The organism is Pseudomonas sp. B3G-3 (assembly GCF_028640915.1).
Taxonomy (GTDB): Bacteria; Pseudomonadota; Gammaproteobacteria; order Pseudomonadales; family Pseudomonadaceae; genus Aquipseudomonas; species Aquipseudomonas chlororaphis_I.
Genome location: NZ_JAQZAB010000073.1, coordinates 21,897 through 43,376 on the forward strand (window position 1 = coordinate 21,897; position 21,480 = coordinate 43,376).

General features: G+C 65.6%; 18 protein-coding genes. 10 read left to right on the forward strand and 8 right to left on the reverse strand.

Features of this window, described 5'->3' with window-relative positions:
• Positions 1-119 precede the first annotated feature (119 nt).
• Together PVZ80_RS07995 and PVZ80_RS08000 are read right to left on the reverse strand one after the other, a co-directional pair.
• Complete coding sequence (locus PVZ80_RS07995) at positions 120-521, reverse strand: lysozyme inhibitor LprI family protein (protein WP_103331680.1); 402 nt, start codon at positions 519-521, stop codon at positions 120-122.
• 78 nt (positions 522-599) lie between these two features.
• A complete protein-coding gene (locus PVZ80_RS08000) occupies positions 600-1,256 on the reverse strand; it encodes a hypothetical protein (protein ID WP_273863638.1) in 657 nt (218 codons plus the stop codon).
• Positions 1,257-1,465: 209 nt separating this feature from the next.
• Here PVZ80_RS08000 and PVZ80_RS08005 point away from each other — a divergent pair, with 209 nt between their 5' ends.
• The 3 genes from PVZ80_RS08005 to PVZ80_RS08015 are packed head-to-tail and all read left to right on the forward strand — an operon-like array spanning position 1,466 to position 3,092.
• A complete protein-coding gene (locus PVZ80_RS08005) occupies positions 1,466-1,921 on the forward strand; it encodes an SRPBCC family protein (RefSeq protein ID WP_273863639.1) in 456 nt (151 codons plus the stop codon).
• A complete protein-coding gene (locus PVZ80_RS08010) occupies positions 1,911-2,270 on the forward strand; it encodes an ArsR/SmtB family transcription factor (protein ID WP_081001266.1) in 360 nt (119 codons plus the stop codon). The genes PVZ80_RS08005 and PVZ80_RS08010 overlap by 11 nt, the downstream gene beginning before the upstream one ends.
• 15 nt (positions 2,271-2,285) lie before the next feature.
• Complete coding sequence (locus PVZ80_RS08015; RefSeq protein WP_053269581.1) at positions 2,286-3,092, forward strand: aminoglycoside phosphotransferase family protein; 807 nt, start codon at positions 2,286-2,288, stop codon at positions 3,090-3,092.
• A gap of 221 nt (positions 3,093-3,313) precedes the next feature.
• Here the strand turns inward: PVZ80_RS08015 and PVZ80_RS08020 are convergent, their stop codons facing one another.
• Entirely contained in the window at positions 3,314-3,718 is a 405-nt protein-coding gene (locus PVZ80_RS08020; protein WP_038633952.1) for a GFA family protein, read from the reverse strand.
• Positions 3,719-4,222: 504 nt separating this feature from the next.
• Here PVZ80_RS08020 and darA point away from each other — a divergent pair.
• From darA to darC, 3 genes are all read left to right on the forward strand, one after another.
• Positions 4,223-5,164 (forward strand): 2-hexyl, 5-propylresorcinol biosynthesis aromatase DarA, encoded by a 942-nt coding sequence (gene darA / locus PVZ80_RS08025; RefSeq protein WP_009050009.1) that lies wholly within the window; start codon positions 4,223-4,225, stop codon positions 5,162-5,164.
• Positions 5,165-5,171: 7 nt separating this feature from the next.
• Entirely contained in the window at positions 5,172-6,323 is a 1,152-nt protein-coding gene (gene darB, locus PVZ80_RS08030; protein ID WP_038577434.1) for a beta-ketoacyl synthase DarB, read from the forward strand.
• An 80-nt stretch (positions 6,324-6,403) separates the two neighbouring features.
• Positions 6,404-6,661, forward strand: coding sequence for a 2-hexyl-5-propylresorcinol biosynthesis acyl carrier protein DarC (gene darC / locus PVZ80_RS08035; protein WP_273863640.1), 258 nt, complete (start codon positions 6,404-6,406; stop codon positions 6,659-6,661).
• Positions 6,662-6,750: 89 nt separating this feature from the next.
• Here darC and inhA read toward each other — a convergent pair whose 3' ends face one another.
• Entirely contained in the window at positions 6,751-7,437 is a 687-nt protein-coding gene (gene inhA / locus PVZ80_RS08040) for an isonitrile hydratase (protein ID WP_101282963.1), read from the reverse strand.
• A 114-nt stretch (positions 7,438-7,551) separates the two neighbouring features.
• On the opposite strand from inhA, the gene PVZ80_RS08045 reads away from it, so the two are divergent.
• Entirely contained in the window at positions 7,552-8,544 is a 993-nt protein-coding gene (locus PVZ80_RS08045) for a GlxA family transcriptional regulator (RefSeq protein ID WP_016702410.1), read from the forward strand.
• On the opposite strand, the gene PVZ80_RS08050 is transcribed toward PVZ80_RS08045, so the two are convergent.
• The 3 genes from PVZ80_RS08050 to PVZ80_RS08060 all read right to left on the reverse strand — a co-directional run bounded on the left by PVZ80_RS08050 (position 8,530) and on the right by PVZ80_RS08060 (position 11,035).
• Positions 8,530-9,432 (reverse strand): alpha/beta fold hydrolase, encoded by a 903-nt coding sequence (locus PVZ80_RS08050; RefSeq protein WP_009050004.1) that lies wholly within the window; start codon positions 9,430-9,432, stop codon positions 8,530-8,532. The genes PVZ80_RS08045 and PVZ80_RS08050 overlap by 15 nt on opposite strands.
• A 136-nt stretch (positions 9,433-9,568) precedes the next feature.
• Complete coding sequence (locus tag PVZ80_RS08055) at positions 9,569-10,039, reverse strand: cysteine hydrolase family protein (protein WP_273863641.1); 471 nt, start codon at positions 10,037-10,039, stop codon at positions 9,569-9,571.
• Between the two features lie 408 nt (positions 10,040-10,447).
• Positions 10,448-11,035 carry a TetR/AcrR family transcriptional regulator gene (locus PVZ80_RS08060; RefSeq protein WP_273863642.1) on the reverse strand — a complete coding sequence of 196 codons (588 nt, stop codon included), beginning with the start codon at positions 11,033-11,035 and terminating at the stop codon, positions 10,448-10,450.
• Between the two features lie 132 nt (positions 11,036-11,167).
• Between PVZ80_RS08060 and PVZ80_RS08065 the strand changes: the two genes are divergently transcribed.
• The gene (locus PVZ80_RS08065) at positions 11,168-12,361 is read left to right on the forward strand and encodes an MFS transporter (RefSeq protein WP_053269575.1); all 1,194 of its coding nucleotides are present in this window, start codon (positions 11,168-11,170) and stop codon (positions 12,359-12,361) included.
• Between the two features lie 389 nt (positions 12,362-12,750).
• Positions 12,751-13,494 carry a thioesterase II family protein gene (locus tag PVZ80_RS08070; protein WP_041989695.1) on the forward strand — a complete coding sequence of 248 codons (744 nt, stop codon included), beginning with the start codon at positions 12,751-12,753 and terminating at the stop codon, positions 13,492-13,494.
• Positions 13,495-13,688: 194 nt separating this feature from the next.
• On the opposite strand, the gene PVZ80_RS08075 is transcribed toward PVZ80_RS08070, so the two are convergent.
• Entirely contained in the window at positions 13,689-14,657 is a 969-nt protein-coding gene (locus PVZ80_RS08075) for a siderophore-interacting protein (RefSeq protein WP_016702404.1), read from the reverse strand.
• Between the two features lie 211 nt (positions 14,658-14,868).
• Here PVZ80_RS08075 and PVZ80_RS08080 point away from each other — a divergent pair.
• Positions 14,869-21,480 (forward strand): non-ribosomal peptide synthetase (locus PVZ80_RS08080; protein ID WP_273863643.1); only part of this gene is annotated, 6,612 nt, incomplete at its 3' end.

Here is a 21,480-nt window from a genome sequence, read left to right on the forward strand (position 1 = left end):
CATCGCGAGCAAGCTCGCTCCTACAGGGGAATGTGTCATCTCCCGACACCGCACTCCAAATGCATGCGGTCCCTTGTAGGAGCGAGCTTGCTCGCGAAAAATCTAAAGATCGCCGCCGATCAATTGCCCGGCACCGGGCAGCTCAGGTCGCCTTCCTGGCACTTGAGGTAGGTCTTGAACGCCTCGACCCGGGCCTTGGTCAGGTCGGTGGTGCAGTTGCTGTAGATCAACGGATAGACGCTGCCACCGGCAACGCCCGACGCGGCGAACCCGCATTCCGCATCCCGGAAGGCCACCCAGGCGCGCTGGGCGCTGACCAGCAGCTTCTTGCCGTCCGGGTTGTCCTTCAGGCGCTGGGTGATGCGCTGGTAGAGCGTGTTCAGTTCCTTGTCCGCGGCCTGGTGCTGCTCGGCGGCGCACTGGTTCATGGCGGCCTGGGTGGTGGCGTTGGCACAGTCGGCGGCCTGTGCCAGCGGGGTGAGCAGCAGCGGCGCCAGGGCCAGGAAAATGCGTGGGTTCATGGGGATTCTCACAGTGAAGGGGGACACACCGACAAGGGGCATCGCCCGATGTTGGCGTCGCGCGGCAAGGGCCGCCGGTCAATCGTCGTCATAATCGCCGCCGGACAGCTCGAAGGCCGCGGCCTCGACCGCGCGGACCGGTGACAGGCTATAGGGCGCGATCTTCAGCCTGTCGAGGCGTCTGCTGTACGCCTGGTCGAAGTCGTTATAAAACGCGGAGAAATCGGGAGACGCGATCAGTGCCTCAATGTCTTTAATGTAGCGGTGGTAGTTTCCAACGTTGCTCATGTGAGCCTGCAAGGATTTTTTGAAGGGCATTGCCCAGAACAGAGCGACCTTCGAATCCCAGATCGGGTAGAGCTGCGGGCGCAGAAAGTGCAGGAGCTTGGAGGTGCCCACTACCGAGTGCAGGCTGTTGGCCAGATCCTGCATCTGCGCCGTGTCGATCAGGACGTCCGATTGCAGTGCGCAGGCGAGGGCGGCCGAGGCTCTATCGACATGTCTGGCATTCACCCGGGCCACCCTGGGCATCCAGCCGTAGCACATCGCCGATAACTGCAACAGCAGGTCGCCACTGTCGTGGGTGCTGGCCAGGGTCCTGGAGGCGGCCAGCAGGGCGGGGTAGGAGCGCAGGTAGGTCAGCGACTGAGGCGTCAGTTCGATCAGCGGCTCGTCGATCAGCCTGATCGCCCGGCGCAGTTTTTCCAGGGTGATTGCGGGGGATGTCTGGGTCATCGGAGGCATTCCATTTCTGTTGTCCGCTGCGCTCACTACCGCGTTGGGCAGCGGCGAGGCAGCCATTGGCGAGTGGCGAGCTTAGCCCTGTTTTTCGGCGGCGGGGCGAGGGATTTCAACCTGTGCCTGGTCGGGCGGTAAAAAAATACGCAACTATCAGGTTGCGTTTTTCGCGAGAGCGTCTAGGGTTTCATCACTGGAGGTGACCCATGAACTCATCAGATCGCATCGAAAGAAAGATCCTGCTCAAGGCAACCCGTTCCCGTGTCTGGGCCGCGCTGGCCGATGCCGAGGCGTTCGGCAGCTGGTTCGGCGTAGCGCTCGTGGGCCAGCGTTTTGTCGTCGGGCAACGCACCCGGGGGCAGATTACCTACCCCGGGTATGAACACCTGGTCTGGGATGTGCTGGTGGAGCGGCTGGAGCCCGAACACCTGTTCGCCTTCAGCTGGCACCCTTACGCGGTGGAGTCTGGAGTCGACTATTCCGTCGAGCCCAGCACCCTGGTGCAATTCGAACTCGAAGACCTGGACGGCGGTACCTTGCTGCGGGTGGTCGAGTCGGGGGTCGACGGCATTCCACCCGAGCGGCGGCTCAAGGCGTTTCGCATGAACAGCCGCGGCTGGGACGAGCAGATGAACAATATCGAGACCTACCTTGGCCCCTGATACTTCTTCCCCATCCCTGTTGCCGGTGGCGGCATCGCTGGACGGCTCGGCCATGATCTTCGCGGCACTGGGTGACGAGACCCGCTTGCGGCTCGTCGCCATCCTGTGTGGTGGCGGCGCCATGTCGATCACCCAACTGACCCTCGGCACCGATATCAGCCGCCAGGCGGTGACCAAGCACCTGCAGGTGCTGGCGCAGGCCGGGCTGGTGCGCGACGCCAAGCTGGGGCGCGAGCGCCTGTGGGCGTTCGAGCCGGGCCGGCTGGCCGAAGCCCGGCGCTCGCTGGAGGTGATCGGCCAGCAGTGGGATCAGGCCCTGGGTCAATTGCAGGCCTTTGTCGAGTCATAACGGAAATCATCACGGATGTTCGAGTTTTACCTGAAACGCTGGAACCTGCAGGTCGATGGCGCGCCCATCGTCACCCCTGGCAGCCACCTGTTGCCAGTGCGCCTGGACGACGCGCCGGCGATGCTGAAGATCGCCCTCGACGACGAGGAAAAATACGGCAACCGGCTGATGGCCTGGTGGGCCGGGGAGGGCGCCGCCCGGGTCTACGCGCACCACGGCGATGCCTTGTTGATGGAGCGGGCCATGGGCCGGCGCTCGCTGATGCAGATGGCCCTGGCCGGCGAAGACGACGAGGTCAGCCGGATCGTCTGCGCCAGCCTGGCACGCCTGCACGCGCCACGCTCGACACCCTTGCCGCCGCTGTTGACCCTGCCGGAATGGTTCAAGGCCCTGCGTCTGGCCGCCCGGCGTGAGGGCGGGATGTTCCTGCGCTGCCTGGCCACGGCCGACGAGTTGCTGGCATCCCCTCGGGAACAGGTGGTGCTGCACGGCGATATCCATCACGACAACGTGCTGGATTTCGAGGAGCGCGGCTGGCTGGTGATCGATCCCAAGCGGGTCATGGGCGAGCGCGGCTTCGATTTCGCCAACCTGATCTGCAACCCGGACCTGCCGACCAGCGGCGATCCGCAGCGCTTCACCCGCCAGGTCGAGGTCATCGCCCAGGCCGCGGGGCTGGAGCGCAAGCGCCTGCTGCAATGGGTGCTGGCCTATACCGGGCTGTCCGCCGCGTGGTTCCTGGAGGACGGCGACATCACCAGCATGGAACACGAACTGCAGGTGGCGGAGTTGGCCATCCAGGCCCTGGAAGGCGCGGCCTAGGGGTTTTGGTCAGTGGTTTTATGGCGAAAGGCTTACATGCCCTGGCTGCTATTTCGCCTGTTGCCGATTGGGCGACAGGCTTAATCTTCATTCACCAACTGCAGCGCAGGACGCGCTCAGGGTCATGGATGACCGACCATGTGCAAGGATGCAGCGACAGGATGTCGTAATGGTCTTGAAAAAAACCCGCTTCGGCGGGTTTTTTTTCGCCTGTGGAAAAGCTAGAGGTGACGGATCTCCTCCGGCACATGCCCCCAGTTGTCATGGCGACCGTCGGCGTAATGCACCGGGGCCGCAAGCAGCTCCTGCAGGTCGACGTCATCCAGGGTCATCACCTGCACCGCGACATAGTCGCCGCCGATTTCCTGCACATGCCCGCGCCCGAAGGTGCGCACGCCGCAATGCTTGCAGAACAGATGATGGGTATTGCCACGGTTGAACCGATAGTCGCTCAGCGCCTGTTCGCCACTGAGCAGGCGAAAGGCCTTGGGGGCGATGATCGCGTTCCAGTTGCGGGTCTTGCTGCAGATCGAGCAATTGCACTTGTGGGTGCCCAGGCTCAAGTCGATCTCGACTTCATAGCGCACGGCACCGCAATGACAACTGCCGGTGTAAGTCTTGTGCATGGCAAGGCTCCTGAGGGAAGGCTGGGCCAGAGTGTAGAGGCTGCCTGAACACGCGCGGGAAAACTTTTCAATTAAGGCCAGTAGCCAGTATTGAACATGTCTTGCCTAGATGAAAAAAGTTCAGATAAGAGCATGTAAGTTCGTCCGCTGGGTAGCGCGAAGGACCTACCAGAGTTGGTAGGTTTACAAGTATCCGATTGCAGATAGAGTTTCAGCCAAGAAGACGGGTTCTGTCTCACTACCAATACATTCTGTCAAAAACAGGCAGATAGTGTTTGGAATGCGCGGTGGGCGATTTCCGCTTTCAGTTCATCACCAGGCCGCTGTTCCGGGTGCTGCTGTTTTGTCGTTCATTATGTTTTGTTTTTAAGTTCGACCTGCCACGAATACAGCGCGCACCTTGTTTGTCGTGCCCAACTTATAAAACTGCCTTTCATGCCGAGGTTCATTTCAAGTGATCTCTGGCGTGCCTGTGTGGTTGAAAAGCAAAAGGTCCCCGCACTTATGAAACATGTACTTGTGGTTCGTTATTCGCAAAGCGGTCAGTTGAGCGAAGTGGTCGAAAGCCTGATCTCGCCCCTGCGTTCGACGCAGGAGGTCAAGGTGCATGAAGTCGTGCTCAAGCCCCGGGTTGCCTATCCGTTTCCCTGGCCGGTGGGCAGGTTTTTCGACGTGTTTCCCGAGACCGTGCAGCTCAGCCCGCCGGCCATCGAACCGGTGCATACCGATCATCCATGGCCTTTCGACCTGGTGATCCTGGCGTATCAGGTCTGGTACCTGTCGCCGTCGCCGCTGATCACCGCGTTTCTCCAGAGCGCGGAAGGCAAGCGCCTGCTGGCCGGGCGCCCGGTGGTCACGGTGATCGCCTGCCGCAACATGTGGCTGATGGCCCAGGAGGTGGTCAAGCGCCTGCTGGACGAGGCCGGCGCGCGGCTGCGCGACAACGTCGTGCTGACCGACCGGGCCAATACCTTCGCCACCCTGATTACCACGCCGCGCTGGATGTTCACCGGCAGCCGCGAGTCATTCCTCGGCCTGCCCAAGGCCGGGATCAGCGCCGAGGATGTCCAGGGCGCCGCACGTTTCGGGCGGGCATTGAAGGCCGCCCTGTATGCCAATAAAGAGAAAGCCAAAGGGCCGATGCTGGCCGGGCTGGGGGCGGCGCCCGTCAACCCCGGGCTGATACTCAGCGAGCGTGCGGCCTATAAAGGCTTCAAGTTCTGGTCGGGAATAATTTGCCGTTTCGGCAAGTATGGGCAATGGCTACGGCGACTCTTGCTGGGCGTGTTCATCGTTTATCTATTGCTGGTCATCTTGACTGTCCTGCCTATTTCACTGGTGTTACGCCGTTTGCTTCATCCCTTTATCCGGACGCGACTGGACGAGTTGCAGCGTTATTACGAACAACCGTCCGGCTCGCAACTAAATCTTGAAACTGAAGAGTGAAATCATCATGAGTGAATCGTTTGTCTATATTACGAAAACATCCACTTATATGCCGGGAGAGGCAGTGGATAACGATACGATGGAAAGCATTCTCGGGTATGTGGGCGGGCGACCTTCACGGTCTCGACAAGTAGTGCTGCGCAATAACGGTATCAAGCAGCGCTATTATGTGCTGGACCCGCAGACCGGTATTCCCCGTTTCACTAACGCGCAAATAACCGCCGAGGCGATCAAGGGCCTGGTGGGCGACGGTTTTGCCCTGGACTCCATGGAATGCCTGTCCACCGGCACCACCATGCCGGACCAGCTGATGCCCAACCATGGCGTGATGGTGCATGGCGAGTTGGGCAACAAACCTTGCGAAGTGGTGTCCACCGCCGGCATCTGCCTGGCGGGCCTGACCGCATTGAAATACGCCTACCTGTCGGTGCTGTCGGGGGCCAGCCGCAATGCCGTGGCCACCGCCTCGGAGGTGCCTTCGCCGGTGCTGCATGCGCGCAACTTCGATGCGGAAAACGAGGCACTGGTGGCGCAGATGGCGGCCCGCCCGGAAATCGCCTTCGATAAAGACTTCCTGCGCTGGATGCTGTCCGACGGCGCCGGGGCCTTTCTGCTCGAGAACCAGCCACGGGCCGGCGGCCTGTCGCTGCGCATCGACTGGATCGACATCTTCTCCTACGCCAACGAATTGCCGACCTGCATGTACGCCGGCGCGGAAAAGGCCGAGGACGACAGCCTGGTCGGCTGGAAGCTGCTGACCCCGGAGGAGTGGGCCTCGCGCTCGATCTTCGCGATCAAGCAGGACGTGCGGCTGCTGAATGAGAACGTGGTGAAGTACACCCTCGGCAAGCCGCTCAAGGAGGTGATGATCAAGCGCAACCTGTCGCCCGAGGCCATCGACTGGTTCCTGCCGCACATGTCGTCGGAATACTTTCGCCAGCCGATTGCCGAGTGCCTGGAAAACACCGAACTGGCGATTCCCCAGGAGCGCTGGTTCACCAACCTGTCCGAGCGTGGCAACACCGGCTCGGCGTCGATCTACATCATGATCCACGAGCTGCTGGAGTCCGGGCGCCTGCACAAGGGGCAGCGCCTGCTGTGTTTCGTCCCGGAAAGCGGGCGCTTCTCCGGTGGCTTCATGCACCTGACGGTGGTCTGACGCGCCTCGCCATGGCGCAACAACCCGGTGGCCGGCGCGGGCCGGTCACTGTTTCGTGGTACGCATCCAACTGCAAGGGAATGACTATGGAAACCCTCGAGCAACGTGTGAAAAGAGTGGTGGCGAGCGAACTGGCCGTCGATCTGGCGCAGATCGGCAACCAGGATTCGTTCGTCGGGAACCTGGGAGCGGACTCGCTGGCCCGGGTGGAACTGGTGACGGCCCTGGAGACCGAGTTCGAACTCACCATCCCGGACGACCAAGCCGATAGTCTGCAGACCGTGCAGCAGGTGATCGACTACCTCCGACAGGCCAGTGAGCAAGCAGTCCCGGCCTGACGTCGGTCAAGCGAAGATGCGGCCAGGGCTCAGCTGGCCGATAAGGTTGCCCTGGTCCGCATCTTTCTTCCCCCCGGTGTGCGCAGGTCTCAGGCCTGCTGCCACTGCGCCACGACCCTGTCGACTATCTCGCCGCGTTGTTGGATGGAGTTCGCCGCGAGCCGCCGGGCTTCTTCCACCACCGCTTTGGGCGCTGTCCGTGGGCTACCGGCGGCGAAAGGCGGAGCCGGGGCGTACTCCAGTTGCAACTGCACCCGCTGCGCCGTTGCCTCGCCGAACAGCTCGCCGGCCAGGGTCAGGGCAAAATCGATCCCGGCGGTAATCCCGCCACCGCTCAACAGGTTGCCGTCGCGCACCACGCGTTCCTGCACCGCGATCGCCCCCAGCGCCTCCAGCAAATGGTGGTAGGCCCAATGGGTGGTGGCGCGCTTGCCACGCAACAGCCCGGCCGCGCCGAGCACCAGGGAGCCGGTGCACACCGAGGTGACGTAACGTGCCTGCGCCGCCTGCTGGCGGATGAAATCGAGGGTCTGCGGGTCTTCCATCAACGGCCCGACACCGGCGCCACCGGGGATGCAGATCACGTCCAGCGGCGGGCAGTCGGCGAAGCCGGTGGTCGCCTGCAACACCAAACCAGTGCTGGCGGTGACCGGCCCGCGCGCCTTCCAGACCAGATGCACCTGCACGTCCGGCAGCGACGCGAGCACATCGTAGGGGCCGGTCAGGTCGAGTTGCTGGACGTTGGGGAACAACAGGAAACCGATCTGCAGCGTCATGGGGTATCTCCCTGGAAAAGTTCGAAGGTGCCCACCCTTATGTGGCTGGACGGTTCGACTCTAGCGCCCTAGGCTTTGGCGAATACGCCAACCTGCCCACGATTTACGCCAACCATGCCCCAGACCGCCAGAACCGTTCATGTACTGACTTTCGCCAACGCCCAGGTGCTCGACGTCACGGGCCCGCTGCAGGTGTTTGCTTCGGCCAACGACCTGGCGCGGCATAAAGGCTTGCCGCTGCCCTACGCGGTGAACGTGATCGCCGCGGGCGACGGGCCGGTGACCACCTCGGCCGGGCTGGCGCTGCTGGCCGAGCCCTTGCCGGCGCCGGGCACGCCTTGCGACACCCTGATCATCGCCGGCGGCTGGGGCGTGTACGCCGCGGCCGAAGACCCGGCGCTGGTGGCCTGGGTCCGCCAGCAGGCGGCGCTGGCGCGGCGGGTGGCGTCGGTGTGCACCGGGGCCTTCCTGCTGGCCGCCAGCGGCTGGCTCGACGGGCGCCGGGTGGTCACCCACTGGACCCGCTGCGAGCAACTGGCGCGGCAATACCCGCGCTTGCGGGTGGAGGCCAACCCGATCTTCATCAACGAGGGGCCCGTCTGGACCTCGGCCGGCGTCACCGCCGGCATCGACCTGGCCCTGGCGCTGGTCGAGGCGGACCTGGGGCACGCCCTGGCGCTGGACGTGGCCCGGCAACTGGTGGTGTTCCTCAAGCGCCCGGGCGGCCAGTCGCAGTTCAGCGCGACCCTGGCCCTGCAAAAGCAGGGCAGCCGCTTCGACGACCTGCACGCCTGGATCGCCGAAAACCTCGGTCGCGAGCTGAACCTCCCGACCCTGGCCGAACAGGCCGGCATGAGCGAGCGCAGCTTTGTCCGCCACTACCGCGCCGACACCGGCCAGACCCCGGCCCGGGCCATCGAACAGATCCGCGTGGAAAGCGCCCGGCGCCTGCTCGGCGACAGCGGCGTACCGATCAAGCGCATTGCCGTGCAGTGCGGCTTCGGCAGCGAAGAAACCCTGCGCCGCAGTTTCCTGCGGCTCGTCGGCGTGACACCGCAGGCCTATCGGGAACGCTTTTCGCCGGAGGGGGAGTCAGGCTTCCAGTAGTTCCAGCAGCGCCTGCAAGGTGGCCTGCGGCGCTTCCTGGGGTACGTTGTGGCCGACCCCGGGCAAGATCCGGCGTTGGTAAGGGCCGGTGAACAGGCCGATGTCTTCATCCTCTTCGCTGGCCGGGCCGACCCCGTCGGCGCCGCCGCACAGCGAGATGGTCGGTACGCGGATCGGCGGTTGCTGCGCCAGGGCCTGCTCGATGTGTTCCAGGCTCGGGTCACCCGGGGCGTACATGAAGCGATGCCGGTAGGAGTGGATCACCACCTCGACGAAGTCCGGGTTGTCGAACGACGGCGCGCTCAGGTCGTAGAGTTCGCGGCCACGGTCCCAGGTCGGCGACCACAGTTGCCACAGCAGTGCGCACAGTTCGCGGCGGTTGGCGGTCAGGCCGTCCACGCCGCGTTGGGTGTGGAAATAGTACTGATACCAGAGCCGGTGCTCGGTCTCGGGCGGCCGCGGTTGGGTCGAGCGGGCAATGTCCTGGATGTTGTAGCCGTCGGCGCTCACCAGGCAGCGCACCCGCTCCGGCCACAGGGCCGCGACGATGCAGGCGGCGCGACCGCCCCAGTCGAAACCGGCGAGGGCGGCCTGGGGGATCTCCAGGGCATCCATCAGGTCCAGCAGGTCCTGGGCCAGCGCCGCCTGCTGCCCGGAACGCAGGATGTCCGGGCCGGCGAAGCGGGTCGGCCCGTAACCGCGCAGGTACGGCACCAGCACCCGATAGCCACGCGCCGCCAGCTCGGGGGCGATCTCGTCGTAGCCGCGCGGGTCGTAGGGAAAGCCATGCAGCAGAATCACCGGCGCGCCGTCGGCGGGGCCGTGGTGTTCGTAGGCGATGTGCAGGCGAGGTGTCTGGAGGTACTGGACAGAGGGCGAGCTGTTCATGACGGATCCGGCGACAGGGAAAGCAGCAACCTTAGCTCAATCTGCATGTCTGGCCAGTGTCGTGTGGAGACTCCGTGCGTGGGTTTTGCCCTGACGGCATAAAGCGCTGACGAAGGCGTCACACCTCAGTCAGGGGCTACAGGAAAGTGAGCTCGGCGCTGGTCGTGAGGTGCTTGAAATGGTGCTGCCACAACCGCACTCCCAACTGCCCGCTGCGGTCCAGTGACGAGCCCAGGGTCAGGTCGGTGATCAGGGTCGGTTGCAGGCCGGCGTCGAACAGGGCGAAGCCGGCGGCGAGCACGCAGGTGTCGGTCTGGATGCCGCAGACCAGCACGCGTTCGGGGCCCAGGCTGCGCAGGTAGGCAATGGTCTCTGGCGTGGGGGCGTAGCCGTGCTTGATGAAGACGCGGTCGGCGGCGACCAGGCTGTGGTCATCGGCGGCGGGTTGCCAGCCGAGCTGGCGGACGAAGGGCGTGCGGCTTTCGTCATGGCGTTCGACGGTGGCCACCGAGGGCAACTGGCCGAGCAGGGCGTTGATGCCGTTCACCAGCCAGTCCGGCGGGTTGAACGTGGGTTGCACATCGATGATCAGCAGCACCTGGCGCATGGAAATCCTTGATAAGGTCGGGCGCTCTATTCTGCCCGCAAACCGCCATTGCCGCGAACCGCTCGCGCGGGTAAAACACGCCACCTCTGTAGCCGCTGCCGAGCCCGCGAGGCTGCGATCGGCCCGCAGGGCCGCTAAGCCTGACACCTCGTAGGATCTGGGGAAACGCGGTGCCTACCTGGCGAGTCCTTCGGCCTCGATCGCAGCCTCGCTGCGCTCGGCAGCGGCTACAGCGGCCGCGCATTGCGGCAGGCACCCTGGTCGTCTTTCGTAGGAGCGCAGCTTGCGCGCGATGAAGGATGACACGGTGTATCCGACATTCCGCGTTGCCTCTATCGCGGGCAAGCCTCGCTCCTACGAGAGCGAGGAGGCCGGTCACGGCTGCCAGAAGATCTTCCGAGCCAGGGCTCAGCGCACCCGCAAGCCCTGCAACAGTGCCTGCAGGCCGACCAGCGCTTGCTGCAAGCGTTGCCCCGGATGCTCGTCGCGGGCGATCCACAGCGAGGCGTCGAGCAGGCTGCCGTTGATCAGGCGCGCCAGGGCTTCGCTGGGGGCGTTGACCACCAGGCCGGCCTGCATCAGCTCATCCAGCAGCGTGCTCAAGGACGCCACGCACTGTTCTTCGCTGGCCTCGGCCAGGTCCCCGAGTACCGCGCGCGCATCCTGCAGGACGATGCGCTGGATCTCCGCTTCCTGGGCCATTTCCAGGTAGGTGCGGCAGCGCTGGACGAAGGCTTCCCAGAGGTCGTCGGTGTCGCGCGAGATCGCCTCCAGGCGCTGGTCCATCTCCGCATCGAGCTGTTCCACCACCGCCGCCAGCAGGCCTTTCTTGTCGCCAAAATGGTGATACAAGGCCCCCCGGGTCAGGCCCGCCTCGGCCGTCAGGTCGTCCATCGAGGTGTTGGCATACCCCAGGCTGCCAAAGGCCTGGCGGGCACTGGCGATGAGTTTGCTGCGGGTTTCTTCGATCATCTCGGCGCGTTGACGCGGGCTCATGGCGGGCACTCACACAGCTGACAGGTGGATTGACATACGCCGCGTATGTTCTCATGCTTTCTCACATACGCGCCGTATGTATTTTTGTCTTGCGGTGCATTTCTGGCAAGCCTCAGACAAGGTGTAATGACGATGGCAAACCCTTACCGCGAACTGTTCAAGGCCCCCGGCAGTCGCGCTTTCGTGGTGGCGGGGATGATTGCGCGGATGCCGATGTCGATGACCGGCATCGGCCTGATCACCATGCTGGCCCAGCTCAAGGGCGGTTACGCGCTGGCCGGTGCGGTGGCGGCGACCTTCGCCCTGGCCACGGCCTTCTGCGCGCCCCAGGTGTCGCGCCTGGTCGACCGTTTCGGCCAGGGCCGGGTGCTGCCGATCGCCGCCGGCCTGGGCGGCGGGGCGCTGTTGGCGTTGCTGCTGTGCACCCGGTTGCAGGCGCCGCACTGGACGCTGTTCCTGTTCGCCGCCCTGGCCGGCTGCATGCCGAGCATACCGGCGATGATCCGCGCCCGCTGGACCGAGCTGTACCGCGGCCAGCCACAGTTGCAGACCGCCTATGCCCTGGAATCGGTGCTCGATGAGGTGTGCTTTATCGTCGGCCCGCCGTTGTCGGTGGGGCTGTGCGTGGCGGCCTTCCCCGAGGCCGGGCCGCTGGCGGCGCTGTTGCTGCTGGCGATCGGCGTCACCGCGCTGGTGGCGCAACGGGCGACCGAGCCACCGGTGCATCCCCATGAGGCCGGGCACGACGCGTCGATCATCCGGTCGCTGGAGTTGCAGTTGCTGGTGTTGCTGATGATCGCCATGGGCATGATCGTCGGCGTGGTGGACGTGGTCAGCGTGGCGTTCGCCCAGCAGCAGGGGCAACCCGCGGCGGCGAGCATCGTGCTGTCGGTGTACGCCATCGGCTCCTGCCTGGCGGGTATCGCCTTCGGCGCGCTGAAACTGAATACCCCGCTGCCGCGCCTGTTCATGTACGGCGGCATCGCCACCGCCGTGACCACCCTGCCATTGCTGCTGGCGAGCAATATCCTCGGCCTGTCCCTGGCGGTGTTCGTCTCTGGCCTGTTCTTCGCCCCGACCCTGATCGTCGCCATGGCCCTGGTCGAGAACATCGTGCCACCGGCCAAGCTCACCGAGGGCCTGACCTGGCTGGTCACCGGGGTGAGCATCGGCGTGGCCATCGGCGCCGCCAGTTCCGGCTGGCTGGTGGATGCCTTTGGCGCGCGCAGCGGCTTCTGGGTGGCGCAGGCGGCGGCAGTGGTGGTGCTGGGGGCGGCGGTGCAGAGCTGCCGCCGACTGACCCGCGGCCAGCCGGCGGTCGCCTGAGCCTTACCCGCCGCGCCCGGAGTTGACCCAGAAATTCACCGACAGCGAGGTGGACACAGAATGCTCTGCACGTCCACGGCGGTCTCTCTTGTTGGTTGGTTTGATCTGCGACTGGAACGAAGGCTGTGCCGGGAAATTTATGGGGGCGGATGACCCAATGCCGATCGGTCAAGCGAAGGGGATCTACTGTAGGAGCGAAGCTTGCTCGCGATGGTCGTTAACGATACCGATGTATTGGCTGGATAAACGTGGCGCTCTCAGGTTCATCGCGAGCAATCGAGCGTCGACCGGCTGCTCCTGCAGATCAGCGTCAGGCCGGTGGCGGCTACTAATTTGCCGCTCAGGTGGCACGTCCAGTCTTTACCATCATTTTTTTCAAGGGGAACACCGTGACCCAGCTGACGCTGCTATGCCTGCCGTATTCCGGAGCCAGCGCCATGGTCTACAGCCGCTGGCGGCGCAAGCTGCCGCAATGGTTGCACCTTGCGCCGGTGGAGCTGCCCGGGCGTGGCGCCCGTTATGCCGAGCCGCTGCACACCGACATGCGCGAGCTGGCGCGGCAACTGGCGGTGGAAATCCGCGCCAATCTGCGCATGCCCTATGCCTTGTTCGGCCATAGCCTGGGGGCGCTGCTGGCCTGCGAGCTGGCCCACGCCCTGCGGGCCCTGGGTTGTCCGGAGCCGGTGGCGCTGTTCGCTTCGGGGACTGCGGCGCCGACCCTGCGCACCGACTACGACCGGGGTTTTGCCGACCCGAAGACCGACGAACAGCTGATCGAACAGTTGCGCACCCTCAACGGCACCAGTGAAGAGGTGCTGGCCAACCAGGAATTGATGAGCCTGACCCTGCCGATCCTGCGCGCCGACTTTCTCCTGTGTGGCCGTTTTCGCCCGCTGCAGCGCCCGTTGCTGAACTGCCCGGTGCATGTCCTGGGGGGCAAGGCCGACCGGGCCACTACCGAACAGTTGATCGGCTGGAGCAAGGAGACCCAGGGCAGCTTCTCGGTGGACATGCTGGCGGGCGGGCACTTCTTCATTCACGAGCACGAAACCAAGGTCCTGAGCCTGATCAAGGGCCACCTTGAGGTGCATCGTCGGCGTCACCTGCAACCCGAAGCCGCGACCGCCCTGTAGCCGCTGCCGCAGGCTGCGAATAGCCGGCACGGCCGCGGCGCTCGGTGGCCCATCACAAGATCGTCAAGCAAGGCCCTGCGGGCCTTATCGCAGCCTCGCGGTCTCGGACGCGGCTACAGGAGTGGGTGTAGCCGCTGCCGCAGGCTGCGATCGGCCGGCACGGCCGTGGCGTTCTCAAGGCCCAGGCAGATCTATCAGCCCAACGACGTGCCCAGGCGCCAGTAACCCATCAGGGTCAGATTGCGGCGTTCCTGGCCACGCTCGTTGATCAGGTGGCGGCGAATGCTCATCACCGTGGCGGACTCGCCGGCCACCCAGGCATAGAAGCTGTTGTCGGCCGGCGTGGCGGTCTCCCAGGGACGCTGTTCCTCGTCGCCCTCGCGCAGCTTGATCGGCCGCTGTGCCGTGTTGGGCGGCGGCAGCTCGGCCAGCTCCCGGGCGGCATGGATCAGGGTTTCGCCATGCTGGGCGCCCAACAGGTCCCGCGGCAGCCAGTTGAGCCGGGTCTGGGGGTTGCAGCGCAGGTCGATGCAGTCGCTTTCGTGGGGCACTTCGATAAACGCCTGCACGTCCGGGTAATCCGGATAGGCCTGCAGCTCCTCGAGAATCCCGGCAATGGCCGGCAGGGCGGTTTCATCGCCCATCAGCAGCACTTTGCGGATCCCCGCCGGCGGCATCCATTCATAACCGCCGGGGTCGCCGCTGTAGGCCTTGTTCGGCACCACCATCTGCAGGCGGTCGCCGGGCCGGGCGTGGGTGGCCCAGCTGGACGCGGGGCCGTTGATTCCGTGCAGCACGAAGTCCACATCCAGTTCCGCCGGTTGCAGGCGCAGGGCGCGGATGGTGTAGGTGCGCATCGGTGGCTGCTGCTCGGCCGGCAGCTTGCGCCGGGCGGCGTGCCAGTCGCCTTCCACCGGCAGTTGCGGGACGCTGCCGTCGGCCCCGGGGAACAACAGCTTGATGCGCTGGTCCGGGGCCAGGGCGCGGGCCTGGGCGATCTCCTCGCCGGCGAACACCAGGCGCACCAGGGACGGGCTGAGGACGATGCGTTGCTTGAGCTCGACGTTGATCACCCGGTAGCCCTTGGGTCTGGGCCGGTCGATGCCCGTCAGTTTGCGCAAGCCTTGGGTGAGGATGTCGGTCAGCGATTGAGCGGAGGACATGGGCGGATACCTGTGCAAGGGGGGATAAGCAAGGAACGAAAGGCGGCGGGTCCGATTTAGCGTCGGCGCCGCTGGTCGGCGGCTCCTGGGCGGCGCCGGGGGAGGGTGGCTGGCGTGGCGCGCGGGGTTAATTTTCCCGGGCCTTCATCCGTTCCGTAGGGATGACCGAGCCAATGCTCGATACCCCACAAGCAAGTACGGATGCCCCCCGATGAATGCCGAAGACTCCTTGAAGCTCGCCCGTAGATTCATTGAACTGCCGCTGGAAAAGCGCCGGCTGTTCTTGAAGGCTCTGGACAAGGAAGGCGTCGACTTCTCTCTGCTGCCGATTCCCGCGGGGGTCGCTGTGCCTGAGCGCCAGGCGCTGTCCTACGCGCAGCAGCGCATGTGGTTTCTCTGGCAGCTGGACCCGCAGAGCGCGGCCTACAACCTGCCCAACGCGGTACGCCTGAGCGGGCCGCTGGATCGGGCGGTGCTGGCCCGGGCCTTCGACTGGCTGCTGGAGCGCCATGAAAGCCTGCGCACGGTGTTTTGCCTGGAGCAGGACGAACCGCGGCAGGTCGTCCTGGCGACCCAGGTGAGCATCGATTACCAGGACCTGAGCGACCTCGACCCCGCGCAGCGCGAAGCCAGCGTACGGCAGCGGGCCGACGCCGAGGCGCGCCGGCCCTTCGATCTGCAGCAGGGGCCGCTGTTGCGGGTCTGCGTGCTGGGGCTGGGGGAGCAGGAGCATGTGATGCTACTGACCCTGCACCACATCGTCGCCGACGGCTGGTCCATGGGCGTGCTGATCGAGGAGTTCCTGCAAGCCTACGACGCCCTGCTCGAGGGCGAGGCGCCGAGCGCGCCGGCCCTGCCGATCCAGTACCGCGACTACGCGCTGTGGCAGCGCAGCTGGCTGGAAGCCGGGGAGCAGGAGCGGCAGCTGGCGTACTGGCGGGCCAAGCTCGGGGACGAACACCCGGTGCTCAGGCTGCCCACCGATCATCCGCGCCAGGCCCGTTCCAGCCGCCAGGGGCGGCGCCTGGACTTCGAGCTGGCGCCACCGTTGGCCCAGCAACTGGGTGCCCTGGCGCGACAGCAGGGGGTGACCCTGTTCGCCGTGCTGCTGGCAGGTTTCAAGCTGCTGCTGGCACGCTACAGCGGCCAGCAGGATATCCGCGTCGGCGTGCCGATCGCCAACCGCACGCGCCAGGAAGCCGAAGGGCTGATCGGCTTCTTCGTCAACACCCAGGTGCTGCGCAGCGAGTTGAGCCCGCATTTGACGGTGGAGCAACTGCTGGCCGATATCCGCGAGACCACCCTGGGGGCGCAGGCCCATCAGGAGCTGCCTTTCGAACGCTTGGTGGAGGCCCTGCAACTCGAGCGCAGCCTGAGCCACAGCCCGCTGTTCCAGGTGCTCTACAACCACCAGCCGCAGGTCACCGAGCTGACCACCCTGCGCAGCCGTTCCGGGCTTGAAGTGCAGGCCCTGGCGCGCAACGAGCGCACGGTGCAGTTCGACCTGACCCTGGACACCTTCGAACGCGGCGGCCTGCTGCAGGCCGCCTTCACCTATGACTGCCAGCTGTTCGAGGAACAGACCGTCGAGCGCATGGCCGGCCATTGGCAGAACCTGCTGTGGGCGATGGTGCGTGAACCACAGTCGGCGATCGCCGAACTGCCACTGCTCGACGCCGAGCAACGCCAGGCCACCCTGGCCCAGGGGATTGGTGCGCCTGAGGCATTCGCCGCCGTTTCGGTGCTCGAGCTGTTCGCCGAGCAGGTGCGCGTGCGGCCCGAGGCGCCGGCCCTGGTGTTCGGCGAGCAGTGCCTGAGTTATCGCCAGCTGGATCAGCGCGCCGCGCGCCTGGCAGCAGCCCTGGTACAGCGTGGCGTGGGCCCCGAGGTGCTGGTGGGCATCGTCGTGGAGCGCTCGCTGGAGATGGTGGTGGGCCTGCTGGCGGTGCTCAAGGCCGGCGGCGCCTACGTGCCCCTGGATGCCCAGTACCCCGAGCAGCGCTTGAGCTACATGCTGCACGACAGCGGCGTTGCCCTGCTGCTGAGCGAGACCGCGGTGCAGGCGCGGCTGCCGCTGGCGGCCGGGGTCAGCGTGCTGTTGCTCGACCAGCCGGACAGCTGGGCGCCGGCCAGCGATTCGCAGGCGTCGCTGCCACGGGTCGAGGCCGGGCACCTGGCCTATTCGATCTACACCTCCGGTTCCACCGGGGCCGCCAAGGGCGTCACCATCACCCACGCGGCCCTGGCCAACTACGTGCAGGCGATCCTGGCGCGCCTGCCGCTGGGGGCCGCGCGCAACATGGCGGTGGTCTCGACCATCGCCGCCGACCTGGGGCATACCACGCTGTTTGGCGCCCTGTGCTCCGGCAGTTGCCTGCATGTGATCGACCTGGATACCGGCCTGGATGCCGAGGCCTTTTCGGCCTACCTGGACGCCCGGCAGATCGATGTACTGAAGATCGTCCCTTCGCATTTGCAGGCGCTGATGAGCGGCGCGGAGCCGGCCCGCGCCCTGCCAAGGCAGTGCCTGGTGCTAGGCGGCGAAGTCTGCCCGGCGACGCTGGTCAGCAAGGTTCGGGCCCTGGCGCCGCAGTGCGCGGTGTTCAACCACTACGGCCCGACGGAAACCACGGTCGGCGCCCTGACCATGGCTGCCGCTGACGTGGACCAGGCCCTGGCGGTGGTGCCCCTGGGCCAGCCGCTGGCCAACGTCCGCGCTCGGGTGCTGGATGCTTCGCTGCAACCCGTGGCGCCCGGCACCCCGGCCGAGCTGTACCTGGGCGGTGCCGGCCTGGCGCGGGGTTACCATCGCCGGCCGGCATTGACCGCCGAGCGTTTTGTTCCCGACCCTTTCAGTGCCGACGGGCAGCGGCTGTACCGCACCGGTGACTTGGCGCGCTACCTCGAGGGCGGGGTCATCGATTACCTGGGGCGCATCGACCATCAGGTGAAGATTCGCGGCTACCGCATCGAACTGGGGGAAATCACCGCGGCGCTCAAGCAGTTGCCGCAGGTCGAGGACGCCGTGGCGCAGGTGGTCAGCGTGGCCGACGAGCCGCAAGTGGCGGCTTATGGGGTGCTGGCCAAGGCCTGCGCTCAGGAGCCGGAAGCGGCCTGGCAGGAGATTCGCCGGCAGCTGGCGGTGGCGCTGCCCGACTACATGCTGCCGATGCATTTCGTGGCCCTGGAAGGCATGCCGTTGACCGCCAACGGCAAGCTCGACCTGCGCGCCTTGCCGCCGGTGCAACCGCAGGCACCGGTGGCCGCATACGTCGCGCCGGTCAGCGAGTTGCAACAGCAGATCGCGGCGATCTGGCAGGACGTGCTCAAGGTCGAGCGGGTGGGCCTGAGCGATAACTTCTTCGCCCTGGGCGGGCATTCGCTGCTGGCCACTCAGATCATTTCCCGGGTCCGCCGGTTGCTGGCGGCGGAGGTGCCGCTGCGGGTGCTGTTCGAGACCGCGCGCCTGGATGAGTTCGTCGAGCAGGTGCAGGCCTGCGCCGGCGCCGGTTCGCTGTCGCTGATCGAGGCGCTAGGGCGTGATGAGCCATTGCCGGCTTCCCATGCCCAGCAGCGGCAATGGCTGTTCTGGCAGATGCACCCGCAGAGCACCGCCTACCACACGCCGATCGTGGTCCGGCTCCAGGGTGTGCCGGACCGGCAGGCGTTGCAGCACAGCTTCGACGCCCTGGCGCTGCGCCATGAAGCTTTCCGCACCACCTTTACCCAGCACCAGGACAGCCTGTGCCAGGTGGTGCACCCCCAGGGTGAAATTCCCCTGGCCTGGGAGCGCCTGGCCCCGGGCCTGTCCCGCGAGGCGGTCGAGGCCAGGGCCCTGGAAGAAACCCAGGTGCTGTTCGACCTGGAGCACGGCCCCCTGTGCCGGGCCCGGGTGCTGCAGATCGCCGAGCAGGAGTGCCTGCTGGTGGTGACCTTGCACCACATCATTTCCGATGGCGCCTCCATGAGTGTGCTGGCCCGGGAATTCGTCGCCCTCTACCGGGGGTTCATCCAGGGGCAGGCCCCGCAGTTCGATGAATTGAGCGTGCAGTACGCCGACTACGCCAGCTGGCACCGGGCCTGGCTCGAGCAGGGCGAGCAGCAGCGGCAACTGGATTACTGGCGCGAGCAACTGGGGCTGGAGCACCCGGTGCTGGAACTGCCGGTGGACCATCCGCGCCAGGCCCTGGTGAGCCATCGCCAGGAGCGCCTGGGTTTGCGTCTGCCGGTGGACCTGGAGCAGGGCTTGCGGCGCCTGGCGCGCGAGCACGACATGACCCTGTTCCAGCTGTTCCTCGGCTCGTTCGCCCTGTTGCTGCACCGCTATTGCGACCAGCCCGATATCCGTATCGGCGTGCCGGTCAGCAACCGTCGCCACCAGGAAATGGAAGGCGTGATGGGCTTCTTCGTCAACACCCTGGTGATGCGCGTCGAGCTGGCGCCGAGCCTGGCGGTGGGGCAGTTGCTGCGTCAGGTCAAGGCCACGGCCCTGGCCGCCCAGGCCCATCAGGACCTGCCGTTCGACCGCCTGGTGGATGCGCTCAAGCCCCAGCGCGCGCTGGACCAGAACCCGCTGTTCCAGGTGATGTACAACCACCTGAGCATTGCCGGGGAAAGCGCTGACGGCGCCAGCCTGCCGGGCCTGCACGCCGAGGAAATGGTCCTGCAGGGCGGTACCGCGCAATTCGACCTGACCCTGGAAACCCTGGAAACCGACGCTGGGATCAACGCATCGTTCATCTATGCCGGTGAGTTGTTCGAGGTGTCGACCGTCGAAGGTTTCGCCGATCACTGGCGCAACCTGCTGCAAGGCATGCTCGAACCGCAACAGGCGATTGGCGAGCTGGCGATGCTGGGCCGGGAGGAGCAGGGGCGGATTCGCCAGGACTGGGATCACACCCAGGTGGTTTACCCCACCAACCGCTTTGTCCACCAACTGTTCGCCGACCAGGCGGCCAGGGCGCCGGAGGCCCCGGCGGTGTTCTTCGCCGAGCAGCGCCTGAGCTATCGCGAGCTGGACATCCAGGCCAACCAGCTGGCGCACAAGCTGATCGAGCTGGGGGTCGGCCCGGAAGTCCGGGTGGCCATCGCCATGCCGCGTTGCGCGGAGATCATGGTGGCCTTCCTGGCCGTGCTCAAGGCCGGCGGGGTTTATGTGCCGCTGGACATTGAATACCCCCAGGATCGCCTGCGCTACATGATGCAGGACAGTGGTGCCTGGTTGCTGCTGACCCAGAGCCATCTGCTGGATCGCCTGCCGATTCCCGATGGTTTGCCGACCCTCAGCGTCGAAGGCGCGGCTGACTTTGCGGCTTACCCTATGACCAGCCCGGAGGTGACCCTGGCCGAGGAAAACCTCGCCTACGTGATCTACACCTCCGGCTCCACCGGCCTGCCCAAGGGTGTGGCGGTGTCCCATGGCCCGCTGGCGATGCACAGCCTGGCCACCGGCGAGCGTTATGAAATGAGCCCGGCGGACTGCGAACTGCATTTCATGTCCTTCGCTTTCGACGGCTCCCATGAAGGCTGGATGCACCCGCTGATCTACGGTGCCAGCGTGCTGATCCGCGATGACAGCCTGTGGTCGCCGGAATACACCTACGAGCAGATGCACCGCTACGGCGTCACCGTCGGTGTGTTCCCGCCGGTGTACCTGCAACAGCTGGCGGTGCACGCCGAACGCGACGGCAATCCGCCGGCGGTGCGGGTCTATTGCTTCGGCGGTGACGCGGTGCCGCAGGCCAGTTATGACTTGGCCTGGCGGGTGCTGCGGCCGAAGTACATTTTCAACGGCTACGGCCCGACCGAAACCGTGGTCACCCCGCTGATCTGGAAGGCCAAGGCCGGCGATCCGTGCGACGCGGCTTATGCGCCGATCGGCAATATCGTCGGCAATCGCAGCGCCTACGTCGCCGATGCCAACCTCAACCTGCTGCCGGTGGGCGTGGCGGGCGAGCTGTACCTGGGCGGCCTGGGCGTGGCCCGGTGTTACCTGGATCGGCCGGGGCTGACGGCCGAGCGTTTTATTCCCGACCCTTACAGCACCAGCGGTGCACGGCTGTACCGCAGCGGCGACCTGACTCGTTATCGCACTGACGGCCTGGTGGAGTACGTCGGTCGTGTCGACCATCAAGTGAAGGTGCGGGGCTTCCGTATCGAGCTGGGTGAAATCGAGGCGCGGTTGCTGGAGCAAGACTCGGTGCTGGAAGTGGCGGTGATCGCCCAGCCAGGCCCGAGCGGCCAGCAACTGGTGGGCTACATCGTGCCGGTGGATGCCGACGTTACTTCGAGCAACGAACGCCAGGCGCAGCTGCGGGAAAGCATCAAGGCCCGCCTGCGGGAAAACCTGCCGGACTACATGGTGCCGACCTATTTGTTGTTCCTGGAGGCTTTGCCGCTGACGCCGAACGGCAAGCTGGACCGCAAGTCGCTGCCCAAGGTCGATGCGCAACTGATGCAGCAGACCTATGTCGCGCCGCAGAACCCACTGGAACAGCAGATCGCCGCCATCTGGGCCGATGTGCTGAAGCTGGAACAGGTCGGCGTGACCGACAACTTCTTCGAACTGGGTGGCGACTCGATCATCTCGATCCAGGTGGTCAGCCGTGCCCGTCAGGCCGGTATCCGCTTTACCCCGAAAGACCTGTTCCAGCACCAGACGGTGCAGGGACTGGCCACGGTGGCGGAGCAGGGCGAGGGCGGATTGCAGATCGACCAGGGCCCGGTGCGCGGCGAGATGGCGCTGCTGCCGATCCAGCAATGGTTCTTCGACACCCCGGTGCCGGAACGTCAGCACTGGAACCAGTCGGTGCTGCTCAAGCCG